22 protein-coding genes are annotated in these 18,824 nt (G+C 76.7%); 5 read left to right on the top strand and 17 right to left on the bottom strand.

Annotation, left to right across the window (positions count from 1 at the left end):
• Nucleotides 1-15: 15 nt before the first annotated feature.
• Complete coding sequence (gene groES / locus ACI79E_RS05965; protein WP_097205740.1) at nt 16-324, bottom strand: co-chaperone GroES; 309 nt, start codon at nt 322-324, stop codon at nt 16-18.
• A 187-nt stretch (nt 325-511) separates the two neighbouring features.
• Here groES and ACI79E_RS05960 point away from each other — a divergent pair, with 187 nt between their 5' ends.
• Nucleotides 512-1,735: a class I SAM-dependent methyltransferase gene (locus ACI79E_RS05960; protein ID WP_456931606.1), complete on the top strand. Its 1,224-nt coding sequence runs from the start codon at nt 512-514 to the stop codon at nt 1,733-1,735.
• A gap of 51 nt (nt 1,736-1,786) precedes the next feature.
• On the opposite strand, the gene tsaD is transcribed toward ACI79E_RS05960, so the two are convergent.
• From tsaD to ACI79E_RS05885, 15 genes are all read right to left on the bottom strand, one after another.
• The gene (gene tsaD, locus ACI79E_RS05955; RefSeq protein WP_456931605.1) at nt 1,787-2,833 is read right to left on the bottom strand and encodes a tRNA (adenosine(37)-N6)-threonylcarbamoyltransferase complex transferase subunit TsaD; all 1,047 of its coding nucleotides are present in this window, start codon (nt 2,831-2,833) and stop codon (nt 1,787-1,789) included.
• Nucleotides 2,830-3,276, bottom strand: a complete 447-nt coding sequence (gene rimI / locus ACI79E_RS05950; protein ID WP_456931604.1) for a ribosomal protein S18-alanine N-acetyltransferase — start codon at nt 3,274-3,276, stop codon at nt 2,830-2,832. Before rimI ends, tsaD begins: the two co-directional genes overlap by 4 nt.
• A complete protein-coding gene (gene tsaB, locus ACI79E_RS05945; protein WP_456931603.1) occupies nt 3,273-3,911 on the bottom strand; it encodes a tRNA (adenosine(37)-N6)-threonylcarbamoyltransferase complex dimerization subunit type 1 TsaB in 639 nt (212 codons plus the stop codon). Before tsaB ends, rimI begins: the two co-directional genes overlap by 4 nt.
• Nucleotides 3,912-3,917: 6 nt before the next feature.
• Nucleotides 3,918-4,442 carry a GNAT family N-acetyltransferase gene (locus ACI79E_RS05940; RefSeq protein WP_456931602.1) on the bottom strand — a complete coding sequence of 175 codons (525 nt, stop codon included), beginning with the start codon at nt 4,440-4,442 and terminating at the stop codon, nt 3,918-3,920.
• On the bottom strand, nt 4,439-4,894 hold the full coding sequence (gene tsaE, locus ACI79E_RS05935) for a tRNA (adenosine(37)-N6)-threonylcarbamoyltransferase complex ATPase subunit type 1 TsaE (RefSeq protein ID WP_456931601.1): 456 nt from the start codon (nt 4,892-4,894) through the stop codon (nt 4,439-4,441). The genes ACI79E_RS05940 and tsaE overlap by 4 nt, the downstream gene beginning before the upstream one ends.
• Entirely contained in the window at nt 4,891-5,517 is a 627-nt protein-coding gene (locus ACI79E_RS05930) for a uracil-DNA glycosylase (RefSeq protein WP_456931600.1), read from the bottom strand. The genes tsaE and ACI79E_RS05930 overlap by 4 nt, the downstream gene beginning before the upstream one ends.
• Nucleotides 5,514-6,737: an alpha/beta fold hydrolase gene (locus tag ACI79E_RS05925; RefSeq protein ID WP_456931599.1), complete on the bottom strand. Its 1,224-nt coding sequence runs from the start codon at nt 6,735-6,737 to the stop codon at nt 5,514-5,516. Before ACI79E_RS05925 ends, ACI79E_RS05930 begins: the two co-directional genes overlap by 4 nt.
• Nucleotides 6,737-7,873 (bottom strand): alanine racemase, encoded by a 1,137-nt coding sequence (gene alr, locus ACI79E_RS05920; protein WP_456931598.1) that lies wholly within the window; start codon nt 7,871-7,873, stop codon nt 6,737-6,739. Before alr ends, ACI79E_RS05925 begins: the two co-directional genes overlap by 1 nt.
• 73 nt (nt 7,874-7,946) lie before the next feature.
• Complete coding sequence (locus tag ACI79E_RS05915; RefSeq protein ID WP_456931597.1) at nt 7,947-9,410, bottom strand: NAD(P)H-hydrate dehydratase; 1,464 nt, start codon at nt 9,408-9,410, stop codon at nt 7,947-7,949.
• The gene (locus tag ACI79E_RS05910; protein WP_456931596.1) at nt 9,407-9,799 is read right to left on the bottom strand and encodes a holo-ACP synthase; all 393 of its coding nucleotides are present in this window, start codon (nt 9,797-9,799) and stop codon (nt 9,407-9,409) included. The genes ACI79E_RS05915 and ACI79E_RS05910 overlap by 4 nt, the downstream gene beginning before the upstream one ends.
• 208 nt (nt 9,800-10,007) lie before the next feature.
• A complete protein-coding gene (gene glmS / locus ACI79E_RS05905; protein ID WP_456931595.1) occupies nt 10,008-11,870 on the bottom strand; it encodes a glutamine--fructose-6-phosphate transaminase (isomerizing) in 1,863 nt (620 codons plus the stop codon).
• Between the two features lie 150 nt (nt 11,871-12,020).
• Nucleotides 12,021-13,364, bottom strand: coding sequence for a phosphoglucosamine mutase (gene glmM, locus ACI79E_RS05900; protein ID WP_456931594.1), 1,344 nt, complete (start codon nt 13,362-13,364; stop codon nt 12,021-12,023).
• Nucleotides 13,365-13,375: 11 nt separating this feature from the next.
• Nucleotides 13,376-13,795 (bottom strand): 30S ribosomal protein S9, encoded by a 420-nt coding sequence (gene rpsI, locus ACI79E_RS05895; protein WP_456922962.1) that lies wholly within the window; start codon nt 13,793-13,795, stop codon nt 13,376-13,378.
• Nucleotides 13,792-14,235 (bottom strand): 50S ribosomal protein L13, encoded by a 444-nt coding sequence (gene rplM, locus ACI79E_RS05890; RefSeq protein WP_456931593.1) that lies wholly within the window; start codon nt 14,233-14,235, stop codon nt 13,792-13,794. Before rplM ends, rpsI begins: the two co-directional genes overlap by 4 nt.
• A 173-nt stretch (nt 14,236-14,408) precedes the next feature.
• Nucleotides 14,409-14,903, bottom strand: coding sequence for a beta-class carbonic anhydrase (locus ACI79E_RS05885; RefSeq protein WP_456931592.1), 495 nt, complete (start codon nt 14,901-14,903; stop codon nt 14,409-14,411).
• A gap of 134 nt (nt 14,904-15,037) precedes the next feature.
• On the opposite strand from ACI79E_RS05885, the gene moeA reads away from it, so the two are divergent.
• The 3 genes from moeA to ACI79E_RS05870 are packed head-to-tail and all read left to right on the top strand — an operon-like array spanning nt 15,038 to nt 17,273.
• On the top strand, nt 15,038-16,246 hold the full coding sequence (gene moeA, locus ACI79E_RS05880) for a molybdopterin molybdotransferase MoeA (protein WP_456931591.1): 1,209 nt from the start codon (nt 15,038-15,040) through the stop codon (nt 16,244-16,246).
• A complete protein-coding gene (moaC, locus tag ACI79E_RS05875; RefSeq protein ID WP_456931590.1) occupies nt 16,243-16,788 on the top strand; it encodes a cyclic pyranopterin monophosphate synthase MoaC in 546 nt (181 codons plus the stop codon). Before moeA ends, moaC begins: the two co-directional genes overlap by 4 nt.
• A complete protein-coding gene (locus ACI79E_RS05870) occupies nt 16,785-17,273 on the top strand; it encodes a MogA/MoaB family molybdenum cofactor biosynthesis protein (RefSeq protein ID WP_456931589.1) in 489 nt (162 codons plus the stop codon). The genes moaC and ACI79E_RS05870 overlap by 4 nt, the downstream gene beginning before the upstream one ends.
• 67 nt (nt 17,274-17,340) lie before the next feature.
• On the opposite strand, the gene fdhD is transcribed toward ACI79E_RS05870, so the two are convergent.
• A complete protein-coding gene (fdhD, locus tag ACI79E_RS05865) occupies nt 17,341-18,168 on the bottom strand; it encodes a formate dehydrogenase accessory sulfurtransferase FdhD (RefSeq protein ID WP_456931588.1) in 828 nt (275 codons plus the stop codon).
• Nucleotides 18,169-18,210: 42 nt separating this feature from the next.
• Here fdhD and mobA point away from each other — a divergent pair, with 42 nt between their 5' ends.
• Nucleotides 18,211-18,822 carry a molybdenum cofactor guanylyltransferase gene (mobA, locus tag ACI79E_RS05860; protein WP_456931587.1) on the top strand — a complete coding sequence of 204 codons (612 nt, stop codon included), beginning with the start codon at nt 18,211-18,213 and terminating at the stop codon, nt 18,820-18,822.
• Nucleotides 18,823-18,824 lie beyond the last annotated feature (2 nt).

Genomic DNA, 18,824 nt, shown 5'->3' with positions numbered 1-18,824 from the left:
GAGGACGGGGTCCTTCTACTTCTCCACGACGGCGAGCAGGTCGCGGGCGGAGAGCACCAGGTACTCCTCGCCGGCGTACTTGACCTCGGTGCCGCCGTACTTGGAGTAGATGACCACGTCGCCGACCTTGACGTCGAGCGGGACGCGGTTGCCGTTGTCGTCGACGCGGCCGGGGCCCACGGCGACGACGGTGCCCTCCTGGGGCTTCTCCTTGGCGGTGTCCGGGATGACCAGGCCGGAGGCGGTGGTGGTCTCGGCCTCGTTGGCCTGGACCACGACACGGTCCTCCAGCGGCTTGATGGTGACCTTGGTAGCGGTCGTCACGTCGGCGACGCCCCCTTCGGTGTCGGACGGCTGGTGGGTCGGTGCTGATGCTGTGGCACGGGGGCCGGGCCTGCCGTCGCGGGGGTCAGGCGCCTGCCCGTGTCGATTGGCACTCTACCCATGAGAGTGCCAGCCGCTCAACCGGGTCACCGGACCGGGGTACGGACCCGTGCGTCACGCTGTCCCCGTGCCCGCCGAGTCACCTCCCGACGCGCTGGCCCAGCTCAGGTGGCTGCGCACGCCGGAGGGTGCCGCGGCGGCCCGCCGGGCGGCGGACCTGCTCGCCGGGGGCGCGGACCTCCTGGGCGGCCTGGGCCGGCTGCGCGCCGAGGTCGGCGCGCAGCACGCCGGGCCGGCGTGGGAGCTGGCCCGCCTGCGGGCTCGGGCCCGGCCGGTGTTCGGCGCCGACGCCGACGTCCTGTTCCTCACCGCCGACACCCTGGAGCAGGCCGGCCGGCCGGCGCTGGCCGCCCGCCGGGCGGCCCGCCTGCTGGGCCGGGACCCGCGCACGGCCGCCGACCTCGGCTGCGCGTCCGGGACCGACACCGTGGCCCTCGCCCGGGCCGGCGCCTCCGTGGTCGCCGTCGACCGCGACCCGCTGGCCCGGGAGCTGACCGCCGCCAACGTCGCCGCCCTGGGTGTCGCCGACCGGGTCACGGTGCGCGACGCCGACGTCGTCGACCTGGTGGCCGCGGCCGCCGACGGCACGGTGGCCGGGTGCGCCGCCGCCGTCCTGGACCCCGCCCGCCGGGCCGGCGGACGACGGCAGCTGGACCCCGACCGGTGGTCACCGCCCTGGTCGACGGTCGCCGCGCTGCTGGACCGCGTGCCGCACGCCGTGGTGAAGGTGGCGCCGGGCCTGGACCACGACCGGGTGCCGGCCGGCGTCGAGGCGGAGTGGGTGTCGGCCGGCGGCTCGATCGTCGAGGCGCTGCTGTGGGGGCGGGCGCTGTCGACGACGTGGCGGCGCGCCGCGCTGGTGCGCGACGGCGCCGTCCTCGAGCTCACCGCGGACGCCGACCCGGGCCCGGCACCGGTGGGCCCGGTGCGCGGCTGGCTGCACGAGCCCGACCCGGCGGTGATCCGGTCGGGGCTGGTCTCCCTGGTCGCCGCCGACCTGGACGCCACGCTGGTCGACCCGACCATCGCCTACCTGACCTCGGACGCCCCCACCGGCTCCCCCTGGGTGGCCTCGTACCGGGTGGACGAGGTGCTGCCGTTCAACCTCAAGCGGCTCAGGGCACTGCTCCGGGCCCGCGGGGTGGGGCGGGTCGTGGTGAAGAAGCGCGGCTCGGCGATCGAGCCCGAGCAGCTGGCCCGGCAGCTGCGCGGGCCGGGCACGGGCACGGCGGTCGTCGTCGTCACCCGGGTCGCCGGCGCCCCCACCGCCCTGGTCTGCGGCCCCACCTAGGCGACCCCGGCAGGGTCCGCCGCGGGCCCGCGAGCGGTGGCGGCAGCGGCCCTACCGGGTGACGACCTCGATCGGCAGGGAGCTGTCCGCGCCGACGTCCGGCGCCGACGGGGCCACGCCGGCCTCCACCAGCCGGGAGCCGAGCGCGGCCACCATCGCGCCGTTGTCGGTGCACAGCCGCGGGCTGGGCACCCGCAGCACGATGCCGGCCGCGGCGCAGCGCTCCTCGGCCAGCGCGCGCAGCCGGGAGTTGGCCGCCACCCCGCCGCCGAGCACCAGGTGGTCCACGCCGTGGTCCCGGCAGGCGCGCACGGCCTTCCTCGTCAGGACGTCGGCGACCGCCTCCTGGAAGGACGCCGCGACGTCGGCCACCGGCACCGGCTCCCCCGCCCGCTGGCGGGCCTCCACCCACCGGGCGACGGCGGTCTTCAGGCCGGAGAACGAGAAGTCGTACGGCGCGTCGCGGGGGCCGGTGAGCCCGCGGGGGAAGTCGATCGCCGCGGGGTCGCCCTCGCGCGCGGCCCGGTCGATCGGCGGACCACCCGGGAAGGGCAGGCCGAGCACGCGGGCGACCTTGTCGAAGGCCTCCCCCGCCGCGTCGTCGACGGTGCGGCCCAGGGACTGCACCTCGCGGGCGAGGTCGGGCACCAGCAGGAGCGAGCTGTGCCCGCCGGAGACCAGCAGCGCCAGCGACGGCTCGGCCAGCCGGCCGTGCTGCAGCTCGTCGACGGCGACGTGCGCGGCCAGGTGGTTCACCCCGTACAGCGGCTTGCCCAGCGCCAGCGCGTAGGCCTTGGCGGCCGCCAGCCCGACCAGCAGCGCGCCGGTGAGGCCCGGCCCGGCGGTCACCGCGACCGCGTCGACGTCGGAGGCCTGCACGCCCGCCTCGGCCAGGGCGCGGTGCACGGTGGGCACCATCGCCTCCAGGTGCGCCCGGGAGGCGATCTCCGGCACGACCCCGCCGAAGCGCTCGTGCTCGGCCATCGACGTGGCCAGGGCGTCCGACAGCAGCGTCTGCCCGCGGACGAGGCCGACCCCGGTCTCGTCGCAGGAGGTCTCGAACCCGAGGACGATCGCGTCCCCACCCACCCCGCTCACAGCTTCTCCCGCCTCATCACCACGGCGTCGGCGCCGCTCGGTTGGTAGTAGCCCCGGCGCCGGCCGATCTCGGTGAACCCGCGCCGCCGGTACAGGCCCTGGGCCCGCTCGTTGTCGGCGCGCACCTCCAGCAGCACCACCGGGCTGCGCCGGTCGGCCTCGGCGAGCAGCGCGTCCAACAGCGCGGCCCCGATGCCCTCGCCCTGCCGGTCGCCGGCCACCCCGATGGTGGCCACGTGCGCCTCGTCGTCGTAGGCGATCAGGCCCGCGTACCCGACGACGCGGTCGCCGTCCTCGGCCACCAGGTAGTACCGGGTGTCGGTGCGGGCCAGCTCGTCGCGGTACATCGCCGCGGTCCAGGTGTCGGGGGCGAACAGCTCCTCCTCCAGCTCCAGGACGGCGCCGAGGTCGGCCGGCCGCATCGGCCGCAGCCGGGCGCTCACGCGGTGGTCACCGGCTTGAAGGTCGTCGGCGGGACGGCGTCCGGACGGCGCAGGTACAGCGGCACCAGCGGTGCGGCGGACGACGGATCGGCCAGCTGGGCGGCCGCGGCCCGCAGCAGGCCCGCCGTCGTCACGTCGGCCGGGGTGACGGGCACGCCCAGCCGCTCGGCGAACCGGGCGTCGCCCACCACCGGGCCGGCGACGGGGAGCTCCTCCGGGCGCACCACGCCGGGCCCGTCGACGCGCGCGCCGTCGGGCCCGTAGGCGGCCCAGTAGACCTCCTTGCGACGGGCGTCGGTGACCACGGTCCGGGCTCCGGACCCGACCGCGTCGAGCGAGCAGACGCCGACCGCGGGCACGCCGCGCGCGTCGGCCAGCGCGGCGGCGGTGACCACCCCGACCCGCAGGCCGGTGAACGGCCCGGGCCCCAGCCCGGTCACCACCGCGTCGAGGTCGGCCACCGTGCGGCCGGCCTCGGCGAGCACCTCGGTGACCGCGACGGTGAGCAGCTCGGCGTGCCGGTTGCCCGAGGGCACCGAGCGCTCGGCCAGCACCTCCGTCGCGCCGTCCGGGCACCACCGGGCGAGGCCGGCGACGAGCGTCGGCGTGGCGGTGTCGAGGGCGAGGACCAGCACGACCGCTCAGCCTAGGTGAGCCCCGGCGGGCACCTCGTAGACGATCTCCGGTCCGTCCTCGTCGTCGACCTGCTCCCCCACCGCGACGAAGCCGGCGGCGAGCACGAGGTCCCGGGAGGCGGCGTTCCACGGCCCCACCGAGGCGCGCACCGTCGTGACGTGCGGGTCGGCGGCCGCCCGGTCGAGCAGGGCCCGCAGCGCCGCCCGCGCGTACCCCCGCCGGCGGTGCTCGGGGTCGATCGAGTAGCCGACCTCGACCGTGCCCGCGGCGTCGGGCGGCCCGTGGAAGCCGGCCCGCCCGACGGCCACGCGGCGGTCGGGGTCCCAGACCACCCGCGTGACCCAGTCGGCGCTGGGCGGGTCGGCGACCACCTGGGCCGCCCGCAGCGCCCACACCGGGCGGCACTCCGGCCCGGCCAGGTACCGGCTGAGCGGCACCGGCGCGCCGGCCTCGGCCGCGGCGAGGTCGCCGTCGGCGAGGGCGCGCAGTGTCGCGGCGTCCAGCGGGACCAGCTCGACCCGGACGTTCACGAGGCGCCGTCGAGGCGCTGCTCCCAGCCGGGGCCGTGCGGCACCAGCACCGCGGTGCGGACGTCGTCGTCGCGCCGGTCCAGCCGCACCTCGAGGTGCTCGTCGGCCAGCCGCTCGACCAGGCCCTGGCCCCACTCGACCACGGTCACCGACTCCTCGGTGGAGGCGTCGAGGTCCAGGTCGTCGACGTCGGCCACGCTGCCCAGCCGGTAGGCGTCGACGTGCACCAGCGGCAGCCGGCCGCCGCGGTGCACCCGGGCGATGACGAACGTCGGCGAGGTGACCGGCTCCCGGACACCCAGGGCCTGCCCGAGGCCCTGGGTGAGCGCGGTCTTGCCCGCCCCCAGCGGCCCGACCAGCACCACCAGGTCACCGGGGCGGGCCAGGCCGGCCAGGGCCGCGCCCAGCGCCCGGGTGTCCTCGGGGGTGGGCAGGACGTGCTCGCGCCTCACGACAGGCTCCCGGCGACCGCGGTCAGGTCGGCCAGCAGCCCGGCCCGCGGAGCCCCCTCGGGCCCGAAGCGGATCGCCGCCGACGGGTGGTAGGTGGCCCAGACGGCCCGGCCCTCGACCTCGTGCGGACGCCCGCGGACCTCGGCCAGCACCGTGCGGGGGCCGAGGAACCACTTGGCCGAGGACAGCCCCAGCGCCACGACCACCGGCGGGTCGAGCAGCTCCAGCTGGCGCCGCAGCCAGCCGCTGCAGCGGGCCACCTCCGGCGCCTTCGGCGTCCGGTTGCCCGGGGGGCGGCACTTCACCACGTTGAGGACGGCGGCCTGCCCGCGGTCCAGCCCCGCCTCGGCGAGCAGCTGGTCGAGCAGCGCGCCGGACCTCCCGACGAAGGGACGGCCGGTCTCGTCCTCCTGCGCGCCGGGCGCCTCGCCGACCAGGGCCAGGCGCGGCCGGCCGGCCGGGACGTCGCCGACCACGACGTGCTGCCGGGTGGCGGCGAGCTCCGGGCAGGCGACGCAGGGCCGGGCCGCGGCGGCCAGCGCGTCCCAGTCCGGGGCGGCGGCGGCCACGCGGGCCACCTCCTCCGCGGCGGCGTCGAACCGGGGCGGGCGCGGCCGGGTCATCGGCCCGGCACCGCGCGACGCTCGGCCACCACCCGGCGCAGCAGCGCGGACAGGGCACCGGTCACCTCGTCGGGCTTCTCCAGCGGCACCATGTGCCCGGCGTCGGGGACGACGACGTACTCCACGCCCGGCGCGTCCGCCCCGCCCAGCAGCTCGACGATCGCGGCGCTGTGGGCGCTGGGGATGAGGGTGTCCTTCGCGCCGGTCAGCACGAGGGTCGGGACGGCGCGCAGCGGCTCCAGCGACCCGCTCTCGTCCAGGCCGGCCAGCGCCGGGTAGAACTCCGCGATCACCTCGACCGGCGTGCCGGCGATCATCGAGTCGACGTAGCGGCCCAGCGCCGGGTCGACGTCGGCCGAGGCGAACGACAGCGACCACGTGACGTGCGAGATCAGGTCGGCGGCGAGCCGGCGGGTCCGCTCCGCGAGAGCCGGCCGGCGGCGCATGGTGAACGCCGCGACCGGCAGGAGGGCCGCGCGCACCCGGGTGAGGAACTCCGGCATGCCGAAGTCGAGGTCGGCGAGGTTGCCGCTCGAGGTGCTCAGCAGCGCCGCGGCCACGACGCGCGTGCCGAACAGCTCCGCTCGCAGCGCCGCCAGGGACATGACGGTCATGCCACCCATGGAGTGACCCACCAGGACGACGGGGCCGGTGGGCACCCGTGCCCGGAGCACCGCCTCCAGGTCGCGGCCCAGCTGATCCACCGTCGCGTGCTCGGCGGTGCCGCGACCGGAGGCGCCGTGGCCCCGCTGGTCGTAGAAGACCAGCCGCGCCTCCGGGCGGGAGCCGTTGGCGGTGGCCAGCTCGGCGGCCAGGGTCCGTCGCTGGAAGGTCCACGCCGCCATCGACAGCGTGTAGCCGTGCACGAAGACCACGGTCAGCGGCGCGTCGGTCGGGCCGACCTCCTCCACGTGCAGCAGCACGCCGTCGTCCGCCTGCACCAGCGCGGTGCGGTCGGCCGGCCGGGAGGCAGCGCCCAGCGGGTCGTCCCCGCGCAGCTCGGCGTCGGTGCGCCCCGGCGGCAGCCCAGCCGCCGAGCCGAGCCGCTCGGCGCCGACCCGGCGTGCCGCGGCCCGGCTGACCGCGACCCCGACGGCCGTGCCGGCCGCGGCCAGGCCGAGCACCGCGCCGACGATGCCGGCGCGGTGGGTGGGCAGCCCCTTGGCCCCGTGCCCCTTCGCCGGGGACCTCCTCGCCGGGTGCTTCCTGGCCGCCGCCATCAGACCGCGCCCGCCGAGCCGACGTGGCGGCGCACGAACCGGCCGCCGATGCGGGCGACCAGCTCGTAGTGGATGGTCTCGACCGCGTCGGCCCACTGCTGCGCGGTCGGCTCCCCGCCGGCCCCCGGCCCCCACAGGACGACGGGGTCGCCCGGGGCCACCGCGTCGTCGCCGACGTCCAGCACGAACTGGTCCATGCACACGCGACCGGCGATGGTCCGCTGCCGGCCGCCGGCCAGCACCGGCGCCCGGTTGCCCCCAGCGCGCGGCACGCCGTCGGCGTAGCCCACCGGCACCACGGCCAGCGTCGTCTCGTTCCGGGGCGAGTAGGTGTGCCCGTAGGAGACCCCGACCCCGGCGGGCACCCGCTTGGTGAGCAGGACCCGCGCCTGCACGGTCATCGCCGGGCGCAGCCCGTGGTCCGCGGGGTCCCCGCCCAGCGGGTCCAGCCCGTACAGGGCGACGCCGGGACGGACCATGTCGAACCAGGTGTCGGGCAGGGCCACGGTCGCCGCGGAGTTGGCCAGGTGCCGTCGGGCACCGGTGAGGCCGGCGTCGCGGGCGACGGCCACGGCCTGCTCGAAGACCCCCACCTGCAGCCCGATCGTCGGGTGCGTGGGAGCGTCGGCGTACGCCAGGTGGCTCCACAGCCCGACCACCTCCACGTCGCCGTCGGCCTGCGCGCGGGCGGCGGCAGCGACGAGGTCCGGCCACTGCTCCGGCGTCGCCCCGCCCCGGGACAGGCCGGTGTCGACCTTCAGGTGCAGGCGTGCGGTGCGGCCGGTGGCCCGGGCCGCGGCCACCACCTCGGCCAGGCCCCAGACGGCGTTGACCGAGACCTCGACGTCGGCGGCCAGCGCGGCCGCGAAGTCCTCACCGGGCCCGTTCAGCCACGCCAGCACCGGCGCCGTCACCCCGGCGGCCCGCAGCGCCAGGGCCTCCTCGACCACCGCCACACCGAGCGCGTCGGCGCCACCGGCCAGCGTCGCCCGGGCCGCGGGCACCAGGCCGTGCCCGTAGCCGTCGGCCTTGACCACGGCCATCAGCGGCCGGCCGACCCGCTCGCGCAGCACGGCGGTGTTGGCCGCGATGGCGTCGAGGTCGACGACGACCTCGGCTCGGGCTGCGTTCGTCACGTCCACTCCTCGCTGGCGCTGGTCGGAGACGTGCCGGTCCGTGCTCCGTCTCCGCGTGACCTCGCACGCTCGGTCACGTCCCCCAGTCTCCCAGGCCGCCTCGGGGCCACCGGTGCAGGCGGGCCAGCGTCGCGGGCAGCCGGCGGACCAGGTCGCCGGCGACCAGCGGCCCCTCCTCCGCGGCCACCTGCCCCGCCCGCCCGTGCACGTGCGCCGCGACGGCGGCCGCCTCCACCGCGGGCAGGCCGGTGGCCAGCAGCGCCCCGCCGATGCCGGACAGCACGTCACCGGTGCCGGCCGTGGCCAGCCACGGGGTGCCGGTGCCGTTGACGAACGCGGTGCCGTCGGGCGCGGCGACGACCGTGGCCTCGCCCTTGAGCAGGACGACGGCACCCAGGTCGGCGGCCAGCCGGCGGGCCGCCCCGATCCGGTCGGTCCCGACCTCGTACCCGAAGCGGGCGAACTCCCGGTCGTGCGGGGTGAGCACCGTGGGCGCGGAGCGGCTGCGCACCAGCTCGGGGTGCCGCGCGGCCATCGTGAGGGCGTCGGCGTCCACCAGCACCGGCAGGTCGGTGTCCAGCACCTCCGCCAGCACGCTGCGGGCGTCGTCGTCGGTGCCCATCCCGGGGCCGACCACCCACGCCTGCACGCGCCCGGCGTCCCCCGGGCGACCGGCGGTCACGATCGCCTCGGGCCAGGCGGCCCGGACGCCGTCGGCCGCCGTCCCCGCGTAGCGGACCAGCCCGGGCCGGGTGCGCAGCGCCGCCCCGGTGCACAGGACGCCGGCGCCCGGGTAGGTCGAGGACCCCGCCACGATGCCGACCACGCCCTGGGAGTACTTGTCGTCCTCGGCCGCCGGCGGGCGGGTGCGGGCGGCGGCGTCGGCGTCGGTCAGCTGCCGGACCGTCGGCGCCGGCAGCGTGGCGTCCAGGCCGATGTCGACGAGGTGGACGACGCCGGCGTGGCCGCGCCCCTCCCCCACCACCAGCCCGGCCTTGACCGCGCCGAAGGTGACCGTGTGCTGCGCCGGGACCGCCGCTCCCGGGACGGCGCCGGTGCTCGCGTCCACCCCGCTGGGGACGTCGACCGCGACCAGCAGCCCCGGCCCGGCCACGGCGCGCTCGACCAGTGCCGACGCGGCCGGGCGCAGACCGCCGGTGCCGCCGATGCCGACGATCCCGTCGAGGACCAGCTCCGCCCGGTCCAGCCCGGTGGCCCCGTCGGGGCCGGTGACCCGGCCGCCGGCGGCTCGCAGCGCCGCCAGGCCGCCGGGGTGCGCGCGCTCGGCGTCCAGGAGGACCGCGGTCACCCGCGCGCCGCGCCGGGCCAGCTGCGCCCCGGCGAAGAGCGCGTCCCCGCCGTTGTTGCCGGCGCCCACGAGCGCGCTCACCCGGGCACCGTGCGCCCGGCCGAGCAGCTGGAGGCAGACCGTCGCCAGCCCGGTCGCGGCCCGCTGCATCAGCACGCCCTCGCGGGTGGCGGCCAACAGCGGCGCCTCGGCCGCCCGCACCTCCTCGGCCGTGTACAGCCCGATCACGAGCCGTCCTCCGCGCGGGGGAAGCCCTCCGCGACCACCACGGCCGAGGCGATCCCGCCGTCGTGGCTCAGCGACACGTGCCACGAGCTCACGCCCAGCTGCGCCGCCCGCCCGGCGACGGTGCCGCGGACCTCCAGGTGCGGCCGGCCGTGCTCGCCGACGGTGACCTCCGCGTCGTGCCAGCGCAGGTCGCCGGGCGCCCCGAGGGCCTTGGCCAGCGCCTCCTTGGCGGCGAAACGGGCGGCCAGCGACTCGCCGGTGCGGGGCGAGCCGGACGGGGTGCTCTGCTCCGCCGCGGTGAACAGGCGGTCGCGCAGCCCCGGCGTGCGGGTCAGCGACTCGGCGAAGCGGTCCACGGGCACGACGTCGATCCCGACCCCGATGATCACCGGGTCAGTCTGCCGTGCCGCGGGTGGGGGGGGGGGGGGGGGGGGGGGGGGGGGGGGGGGGGGGGGGGGGGGGGGGGGGGGGGGGGGGGGGGGGGGGGGGGGGGGGGGGGGGGGGGGGGGCGCGCAGGGGCGGGGGGGGCGCCGCGCGCGCGCCCCCCCCCCCCCCCCCCCCCCCCCCCCCCCCCCCCCCCCCCCCCCCCCCCCCCGCTCACTCGACGGTGACGGACTTGGCCAGGTTGCGCGGCTGGTCGACGTCGTACCCGCGGGTGTCGGCGATCTCGCAGGCCAGCACCTGCAGCGGGACGGTCGTCACGATCGGCGCCATGAGCGTCGGCGTCTGCGGCACGCGGATGATGTGGTCGGCGTACGGGACGACGTCCTCGTCGCCCTCCTCGGCGATCACGATCGTGCGGGCCCCGCGGGCGCGGACCTCCTGGATGTTGGAGACCACCTTGCCGTGCACCGACTCGCGGGCCCGCGGCGACGGGACGACGACGACGACCGGCGTGCCCTGGTCGATCAGCGCGATCGGGCCGTGCTTGAGCTCCCCCGCGGCGAAGCCCTCGGCGTGGATGTAGGCGAGCTCCTTGAGCTTGAGCGCGCCCTCCAGGGCCACCGGGAAGGCCACGTGCCGGCCGAGGAAGAGGATCGTGTCGGCGTCGGCCAGCGAGCGGCCCAGCTCGCGGACCGGCTCCATCTGGGTGAGCACCTCGCGGACCGCCTCCGGCATGCGGCGCAGGTCGGCGACGATCGCGGCGACCTCGTCGTCGAACTTCACGCCGCGCACCTGCGCGAGGAAGAGCCCCACGAGGTAGCAGGCCACGATCTGCGCCAGGAAGCTCTTGGTCGAGGCGACGGCGATCTCCGGGCCGGCGTGGGTGTACAGCACGGCGTCGGACTCGCGCGGGATGGTCGACCCGTTGACGTTGCAGATGGCCAGCGTGCGGGCCTTCTGCTCGCGGGCGTGCCGCAGCGCCATGAGCGTGTCCATGGTCTCGCCGGACTGGCTGATGACCACGACGAGCGTGGAGCGGTCGAGGACCGGGTCGCGGTAGCGGAACTCGCTGGCCACCTCGACCTCGACCGGGATGCGGGTCCAGTGCTCGATGGCGTACTTGGCGATCAGCCCGGCGTGGTACGAGGTGCCGCAGGAGACGACGAAGACCTTGTCGATCTCGCGGAGCTCCTGGTCGGACAGGCGCACCTCGTCGAGCACGAGCTCACCGCTGTCGCCCAGCCGGCCCAGCAGGGTGTCGGCGACCGCCTGCGGCTGCTCGGCGATCTCCTTGAGCATGAACCAGTCGTGACCGCCCTTCTCGGCGGCCTCGGCGTCCCAGTCGACGGTGTAGGCGGTCGGCTCGACGACCGTGCCGGAGAAGTCGGTGACCGTCAGCCCACGGACACGGTCGATCTCGACGACCTGGTCCTGCCCGAGCTCGCGGGCCTCGCGGGTGTGGGAGATGAACGCGGCGACGTCGGAGCCGAGGAAGTACTCGCCGTCCCCGACGCCGACCACCAGCGGGCTGTTGCGGCGCGAGGCGACCAGGGTGTCGGGCTCGTCGGCGTGCGAGGCGACCAGCGTGAAGGCGCCCTCCAGGCGGCGGCTCACCGCCCGCATGGCCTCGGCCAGGCGCCCGGGGCCCTCGGGGGTCTCGGCGTACGTCGCGGCCAGCAGGTGCGCGGCGACCTCGGTGTCGGTCTCGGAGGCGAACTCGATGCCGGTGGCCTCGCACTCGGCGCGCAGGGCGGCGAAGTTCTCGATGATGCCGTTGTGGATCACCGCCACCTTGCCGTCGGCCGACAGGTGGGGGTGGGCGTTGCGGTCGGTCGGGCCACCGTGGGTCGCCCACCGGGTGTGCCCGATGCCGATGGTGGTGGCGGGCAGCGGCTCGTCGACGAGCACCTTCTCCAGGTTCGCGAGCTTGCCGGCCTTCTTCGCCGTCGCCATCTCGCCGTCAGCGAGGACGGCGACCCCGGCCGAGTCGTACCCCCGGTACTCCAGTCGGCGCAGACCCTCCAGGACGACGTCCAGGGCGTTCTGCGGGCCGACGTATCCCACGATTCCGCACATTGTCCCGAGAGTACCGGCGGATCGGGACCGATCCGTCCGGAGCGGGCACGCTCACCCGGACCGGTGACGAGACGCTCGCCTCACTCGACGGTGGCCCGGATCGCCGCGCCGCGCCGGCCCCCGCCCCGGGGCTCGTGGCGAGGCCGCCGCTCAGTCGACGGCGGCGACGACCTCGGCCAGCCGGGCGGCGATGCCGTCGGCCTGCTCCTGGGTGGGCGCCTCCACCATGACGCGCACCAGCTGCTCGGTGCCCGACGGACGCAGCAGCACCCGGCCCTCGTCGCCGAGCTCGGCCTCGCACGCGTTGACCGCGTCGGCGACCGCGTCGCTCTCCACGACCGCCAGGCGGTCCTTCACCGGGACGTTGACCAGGGTCTGCGGCAGCCGCTGCACCACCGATGCCAGCTCGGCCAGGGACGAGCCGGTCGCCGCCATGCGCGACAGCAGCGACAGGCCGGTGAGCAGGCCGTCGCCGGTCGTGGCGTGATCGAGGAACACCAGGTGCCCGCTCTGCTCGCCGCCCAGGCTCAGCTCGCGGTCACGCAGCGCCTCGAGCACGTAGCGGTCGCCGACGGCGGTGGTGTGCACCGCGATCCCGGCGGCGCGCATCGTGTGGTGGAAGCCCAGGTTGCTCATGACCGTCGCCACGACCGTGTCGCCGGCCAGCTCGCCCCGCTCCTTGAGCGCGAGCGCGCACACGGCGAGGATCGCGTCGCCGTCGACGACCTCGCCGTCGGCGGTGACCGCGAGGCAGCGGTCGGCGTCCCCGTCGTGGGCGATGCCGAGGTCGGCGCCGTGGGCGCGCACCGCCTCGGTCAGCGGGCCCAGGTGGGTGGAGCCGATGCCGTCGTTGATGTTCCAGCCGTCGGGCTCGCCGCCGATGACGTGGACGGTCGCGCCGGCCCGGCGGTAGACCTCGGGCGCGACGGTGGCCGCGGCCCCGTGCGCGCAGTCGACGACGAGCGTCAGGCCGGTCAGCGGCCGGGGCACCGTCGACAGCAGGTGCTCGACGTAGGTCTCCCCGGCCCCGGCGAGGTCGCGGACACGGCCGATCCCGGCGCCGGTCGGGCGGTGGCCGGTCGTGTCACCGGCGGTGACGACCTGCTCGATCGACGCCTCGAGGGCGTCGGGCAGCTTGTGTCCACCGCGGCTGAACAGCTTGATGCCGTTGTCGGGCATCGGGTTGTGACTGGCGGAGATCATCACGCCGAGGTCGGCGCCGGTGGACGCGGTCAGGTGCGCGATCGCCGGGGTGGGCAGCACCCCGGCCCGCAGCACCTCCGCACCGGCACTGGCGAGGCCCGCCACGACGGCGGCCTCGAGCATCTCCCCGCTGGCGCGGGGGTCGCGGCCGACGACCGCGACGGGACGCGAGGTCCCGTCGCGGTCGGCGAGCACGCCAGCGGCGGCACGTGCCACCGCGAGGGCCAACTCCGGCGTGAGGTCGGCGTTGGCCCGACCCCGGACGCCGTCGGTCCCGAACAGGCGACCCACGGACGTACCGGTCAGCGCTTCGAGTACTGAGGCGCCTTGCGGGCCTTCTTGAGGCCGTACTTCTTGCGCTCGGTGACGCGGGCGTCCCGAGTCAGGAAGCCGGCCTTCTTCAGGGCCGGACGGTCCTCGGCCTCGACCTCGACCAGGGCGCGGGCGATCGCCAGGCGCAGCGCGCCGGCCTGCCCGCTGACGCCGCCACCCCGGAGGATGCCGACGACGTCGTACTGCTCGGCCTTCTCGAGGATCACGAACGGCTCACGGATGAGCTGCTGGTGCACCTTGTTCGGGAAGTACTCCTCGATGGTGCGGCCGTTGAGCCGGAACTGGCCGGTGCCCGGCAGCAGCCGCACGCGGACCACGGCCTCCTTGCGCCGGCCGACGGTCTGCACCGGACGCCCCTCGGCGTCGGTCACGGTCAGTGCGCTGGTCACTGGGCCACCTGCTTGATCTCGTAGGTCTGGGGCTGCTGCGCGGCGTGCGGGTGCTCCGGCCCGGCGTACACCTTCAGCTTCTTGAGCATCTGACGGCCCAGGCTGTTGTGCGGCAGCATGCCCTTGATCGCGCGCTCGACGACGCGGTCGGGGTGCGTGCGCAGCTGGTCGCCGACCGGGGTGGCCTTGAGGCCGCCCGGGTAGCCGGAGTGGCGGTAGGCGATCTTCTGGTCCCGCTTGGAACCGGTCAGCGCCACCTTGCCGGCGTTGACGATGACGACGAAGTCGCCGACGTCCACGTGCGGGGCGTACTGGGGCTTGTGCTTGCCGCGGAGCAGGATCGCGGTCTGGCTGGCGAGTCGACCGAGCACCACGTCAGTGGCGTCGATGACGTGCCAGGCCCGGCTGACCTCGCCGGGCTTGGGGGTGTACGTGCGCACGGCGCTCGTGTCCTCCGTCGTCGTCGGGTTGGCTGGTGGGATCGCCTCACCGAGCACGGGAGACGGTGCAGCGCGCGCGGGCACCAGCCGGCTCCGCGCGCCAGCCGATCACGATACCAGCCGGCCGGCCACCGCCCTCCCGGCGAGGGCGGTCCCCCCGGGTGACCCGGGACTCAGTCCTCCAGCGTGACCTGGCGCAGCCGGCCCGTGGTGACGTCGTAGACGCTGCCCCAGATCTCCCGGGACACCAGGTAGGGGGAGTCGCGCAGCAGCCGCATGGACTCGCGCACGTCCGCCTCGGCGTCGGTGAAGGCGCGGGCGGCCCACGGGGGCCGGCGTCCCGTCGCCTGCTCCACCAGGTCGGCGAAGGAGGTGTCGTCGGTGGCCTGCAGGCCGCAGTCGGTGTGGTGCACCAGCACGATCTCGCGGGTGCCCAGCAGGTGCTGGGAGATGGTGAGCGAGCGGATCGTGTCCTCGGTGATCACCCCGCCGGCGTTGCGGATGACGTGCGCGTCGCCGACCGCGAGGCCCAGCAGGGGGAACAGCGGCATGCGGGAGTCCATGCACGCGACGACGGCGACCTTGCGCGCCGGGCGCACCGGGAGCTCGCCGGGGAAGTCCCGGGCCCACTGCTCGTTCGCCGCCAGCATCTTCTCGAACTCGGCCACGCCTCCGCCTCCCACCTCGGTTCGGGCGAACCCTAACCGCGTGCGGGCCGGCCCACCCGTTCGAGGCGACGACGAACCGCCCCACCGGCTCCCTCGCGGGGTGCGTCCGGCGGGGATCGGTCAGGATGTCCCCCGTGCGCACGGTCGAGGAACACCAGGCGGTCGTCGCGGCACTGCTGTCGGCCATGCCCGAGGAGGAGGTCGAGCTCGCCGCCGCGCACACCCGGGTGCTGGCCCGCGACGTGACGGCCCGGGTGGCGCTGCCCGGCTTCGACAACTCCGCGATGGACGGCTACGCCGCACGCTGGTCGGAGGTGTCCGCTCCCCCGGTCCGGCTGCCCGTGGCCGACGACATCCCCGCGGGGCGCACCGACGTCCGCCCCCTGGCCGTGGGCACGGTGCAGCGGATCATGACCGGCGCGCCCCTGCCCGCGGGCGCGGACGTCGTCGTCCCGGTCGAGCTGACCGACGGCGGCACCGAGACGGTGGAGATCCGGGACGCGCCGGCGGCCGGCACCCACCTGCGGGCCGCCGGCGAGGACATCACCGCCGGCACGGTCGCCCTCACCGCCGGGACCCCGCTCGGCGCCGCCCAGCTGGGCCTGGCCGCCGCCGTCGGCGCGCGCACCGTGTGGGTCCGCCGCCGGCCACGGGTGCTGGTGCTCTCCACCGGCAGCGAGCTGGTCGAACCCGGGGCACCGCTCCTGCCCGGTCAGATCTACGAGTCGAACTCCGCGCTGCTGGTCGCCGCCGTGGAGGACGCCGGCGGCAGGGCCCGGCGGCTGCACTTCGTGCCCGACGACGTCGACCAGTTCCTCGCCACCGTCCGGGCCGAGCTGGGTGGGCGGGGAGACGGACCGGCCGACCTGCTGGTCACCAGCGGCGGGGTGAGCGCGGGCGCCTACGAGGTGGTCAAGGACGCCTTCCGGGCCCTGGGCACCGTCGAGTTCGTCAAGGTCGCCATGCAGCCCGGCGGCCCGCAGGGCGCGGGCACTGTCGACGGCGTCCCCGTGGTCACGCTGCCCGGCAACCCGGTCAGCTCGTTCGTCTCCTTCGAGGTGTTCGTCCGCCCGGCGCTGCGCCGCGCGCTGGGCCACGCGGCCCCGGGACGGCTCCGTGCGCCGGCGACGCTCACCGCGCCGCTGCGCTCCCCCGCCGGCCGCCGCCAGTTCCTGCGCGGCCGGTACGACGGCGGCCAGGTCTCCCAGGTCGGCGGGCCGGGATCGCACCTGGTGGCCCACCTCGCGCGCGCCAACTGCCTGGTCGTCGTCCCCGAGGACGTCACCGAACTGCCCGCCGGCGCCCAGGTGGACGTCGTGCTGATCGAAGGAGCGCTCCAGTGACCGGTGACCCCGCCAGCATCGACCCGACGGCGGACAACCCGACCCGCGAGGACGGCGTGCACTCGCCCCTCGCCGAGCCGCGGCTGACCCACGTCGACGCCGCCGGGGCCGCCCGCATGGTCGACGTCTCCGCCAAGCCCGTGACCGCCCGCGAGGCGACCGCCGCGGGGCGGGTCCTGGTCAGCCCCGAGGTCGTCGCCCTGCTGCGCGGGGAGGGCGTGCCCAAGGGCGACGCCGTCGCGGTCGCGCGGATCGCCGGCATCGCGGGGGCCAAGCGCACCCCGGACCTCGTCCCGCTGTGCCACCCCATCGCCCTGCACGGCGTCACGGTCGACGTGACCGTCGCCGACGACGCCGTGGAGATCACCGCCACCGCCCGCACCGCCGACCGCACCGGTGTGGAGATGGAGGCCCTCACCTCGGTCGCCGTCGCCGGGCTCACCGTGGTCGACATGGTCAAGGCCGTCGACCCGCGGGCGTGCATCACCGACGTCCGGCTGCTGGCCAAGTCCGGCGGGAAGAGCGGGGAGTGGCGCCGGTGACCCTCCCCGAGGGCGCCCGCGCCGTCGTCGTCACCGCGTCCAACCGGGCCGCCGCCGGGGTGTACGAGGACCGCAGCGGGCAGGCGCTGGCCGAGGGGCTGCGGGCGCTCGGGTTCGTCGTGGAGGGGCCGCACGTGCGCCCGGACGACGTCGCCGAGCTCGAGGTGGTGCTGCGCGAGGCCGTGGCCTCCGGCGCCGACGTCGTCCTCACCACCGGCGGCACCGGGCTCTCCCCCACCGACGTGACCCCGGAGGCGACCCGCGCCGTCCTCGACCGCGAGGCGCCCGGCCTGGCCGAGGCGGTGCGCCGGTACGGCGAGCCGACGGTCCCCACGGCGGTGCTCTCCCGCGGCGTGGCCGGCACGGCCGGGCGGACCCTCGTCGTCAACCTCCCCGGCTCCACCGGCGGGGTGCGCGACGGGCTCGCCGTGCTCGGCCCGCTGCTGCCGCACGTCGTGTCGCAGCTGCGCGGCGGCGACCACTGAGCGCACTCCGGTGACCGGCCGGTGCGCTTCCGTCACGGGGTCCTGAGGGCGCGGTTCCCCTGCGCCCTCACACCCCGGTGAGCCGGTCGGTCCGCGTGTAGACGTTGCAGCCGTCGCCGCGGAGGAAGCCCACGAGGGTGATCCCGACGTCGGCGGCCAGCTCCACGGCCAGGGACGACGGCGCCGAGACCGCCGCCAGCACCGGGATCCCGGCCATCGCCGCCTTCTGCGTCAGCTCGAAGCTGGCCCGGCCGCTGACCATGAGCACGTGCCCGGCCAGCGGCAGCCGGCCCTCGCGCACCGCGTCCCCGACGACCTTGTCCACGGCGTTGTGCCGTCCGACGTCCTCGCGCAGGGCGATCAGCTCGCCGTCGGCCGTGAACAGGCCGGCAGCGTGCAGGCCGCCGGTCTTGTCGAACACCTGCTGGGCCGCGCGCAGCCGGTCGGGCAGTGCCAGCAGCGTTCCCAGGGCCAGCAGCGTGCCGTCGCCGGCGACGTCGTGCCGCGTCCTCGTCCGGATGGCGTCGATGCTCGCCTTGCCGCACACCCCGCAGGAGCTGGACGTGTAGAAGTTGCGGTCCAGCGCGGTGTCCGGTGCCTCCACGCCGGGCGCGAGGTCGACGTCGACGACGTTGTAGGTGTTGCGCCCGTCGGCGTCCACGGAGTCGCAGTAGCGCAACCCGAGGACGTCGTCGCTGCCGGAGATGACGCCCTCGGTGAGCAGGAAGCCGTGCACCAGGTCGAAGTCGTGCCCGGGCGTGCGCATCGTGACCGCCAGCGGCGTGCCCGACAGCCGGATCTCCAACGGCTCCTCGGCCGCCACGGTGTCCGGGCGGGTGGTGCGCGCCGAGCCGCGGATCCGCAGCACCGGCGTCCGGCTCGTGACTCGTCCCACGGGGGGCGACGGTACCCACGTGCGGCCCCTACGGTTCGCGGTGTGCCCCCGCTGCCGCCCTACGCCGCCGTCGTCCTCGCGGGCGGCCGCGCCGCGCGGATGGGCGGGCAGGCCAAGCCGCAACTGGACGTCGGTGGCCGCTCGATGCTGGCCGCGGTGCTCGCCGCCGTGCCGGACGCCGATCCGCGCGTCGTCGTCGGCCCGCCGCAGCCGGTGCCGCCCGGCGTCGTCGTCGTCCGGGAGGAGCCGCCCCGCGGCGGGCCGGTCGCGGCCATGCGCGCCGGGCTGGCCGTCGTGCCCACCGACGTCGTGGTCCTGCTCGCCGGCGACCTGCCGTTCCTGACCGCGGGGTTGGTCCGGGCCATGCGCGAGCGGCTCACCGGGGACGGCGTCCTGGTCGTCGACGACACCGACCGCGACCAGCTGCTGCTGGGCGTGTGGCGCACCGCGGCCCTGCGCGCCGCGGTCGCCGACGTCTCCGGCCCCACCTCCGTGCGCAAGGTCCTCGCCCCGCTGGCGGTGCGCCGCCTGCACCCGTCGGTACCGCCGGGGCAGCCACCGCCGTGGACCGACTGCGACACCCCGGCCGACCTGGCCAGGGCGAGGGCGGCCGCCGCCCAGGACGCCCGGGTGCGCCGCGGCCACCGCGGGTAGGC

It is taken from the genome of Geodermatophilus sp. SYSU D00079 (genome assembly GCF_054050635.1).
This window is presented reverse-complemented; position numbering and strand designations above follow the sequence as displayed.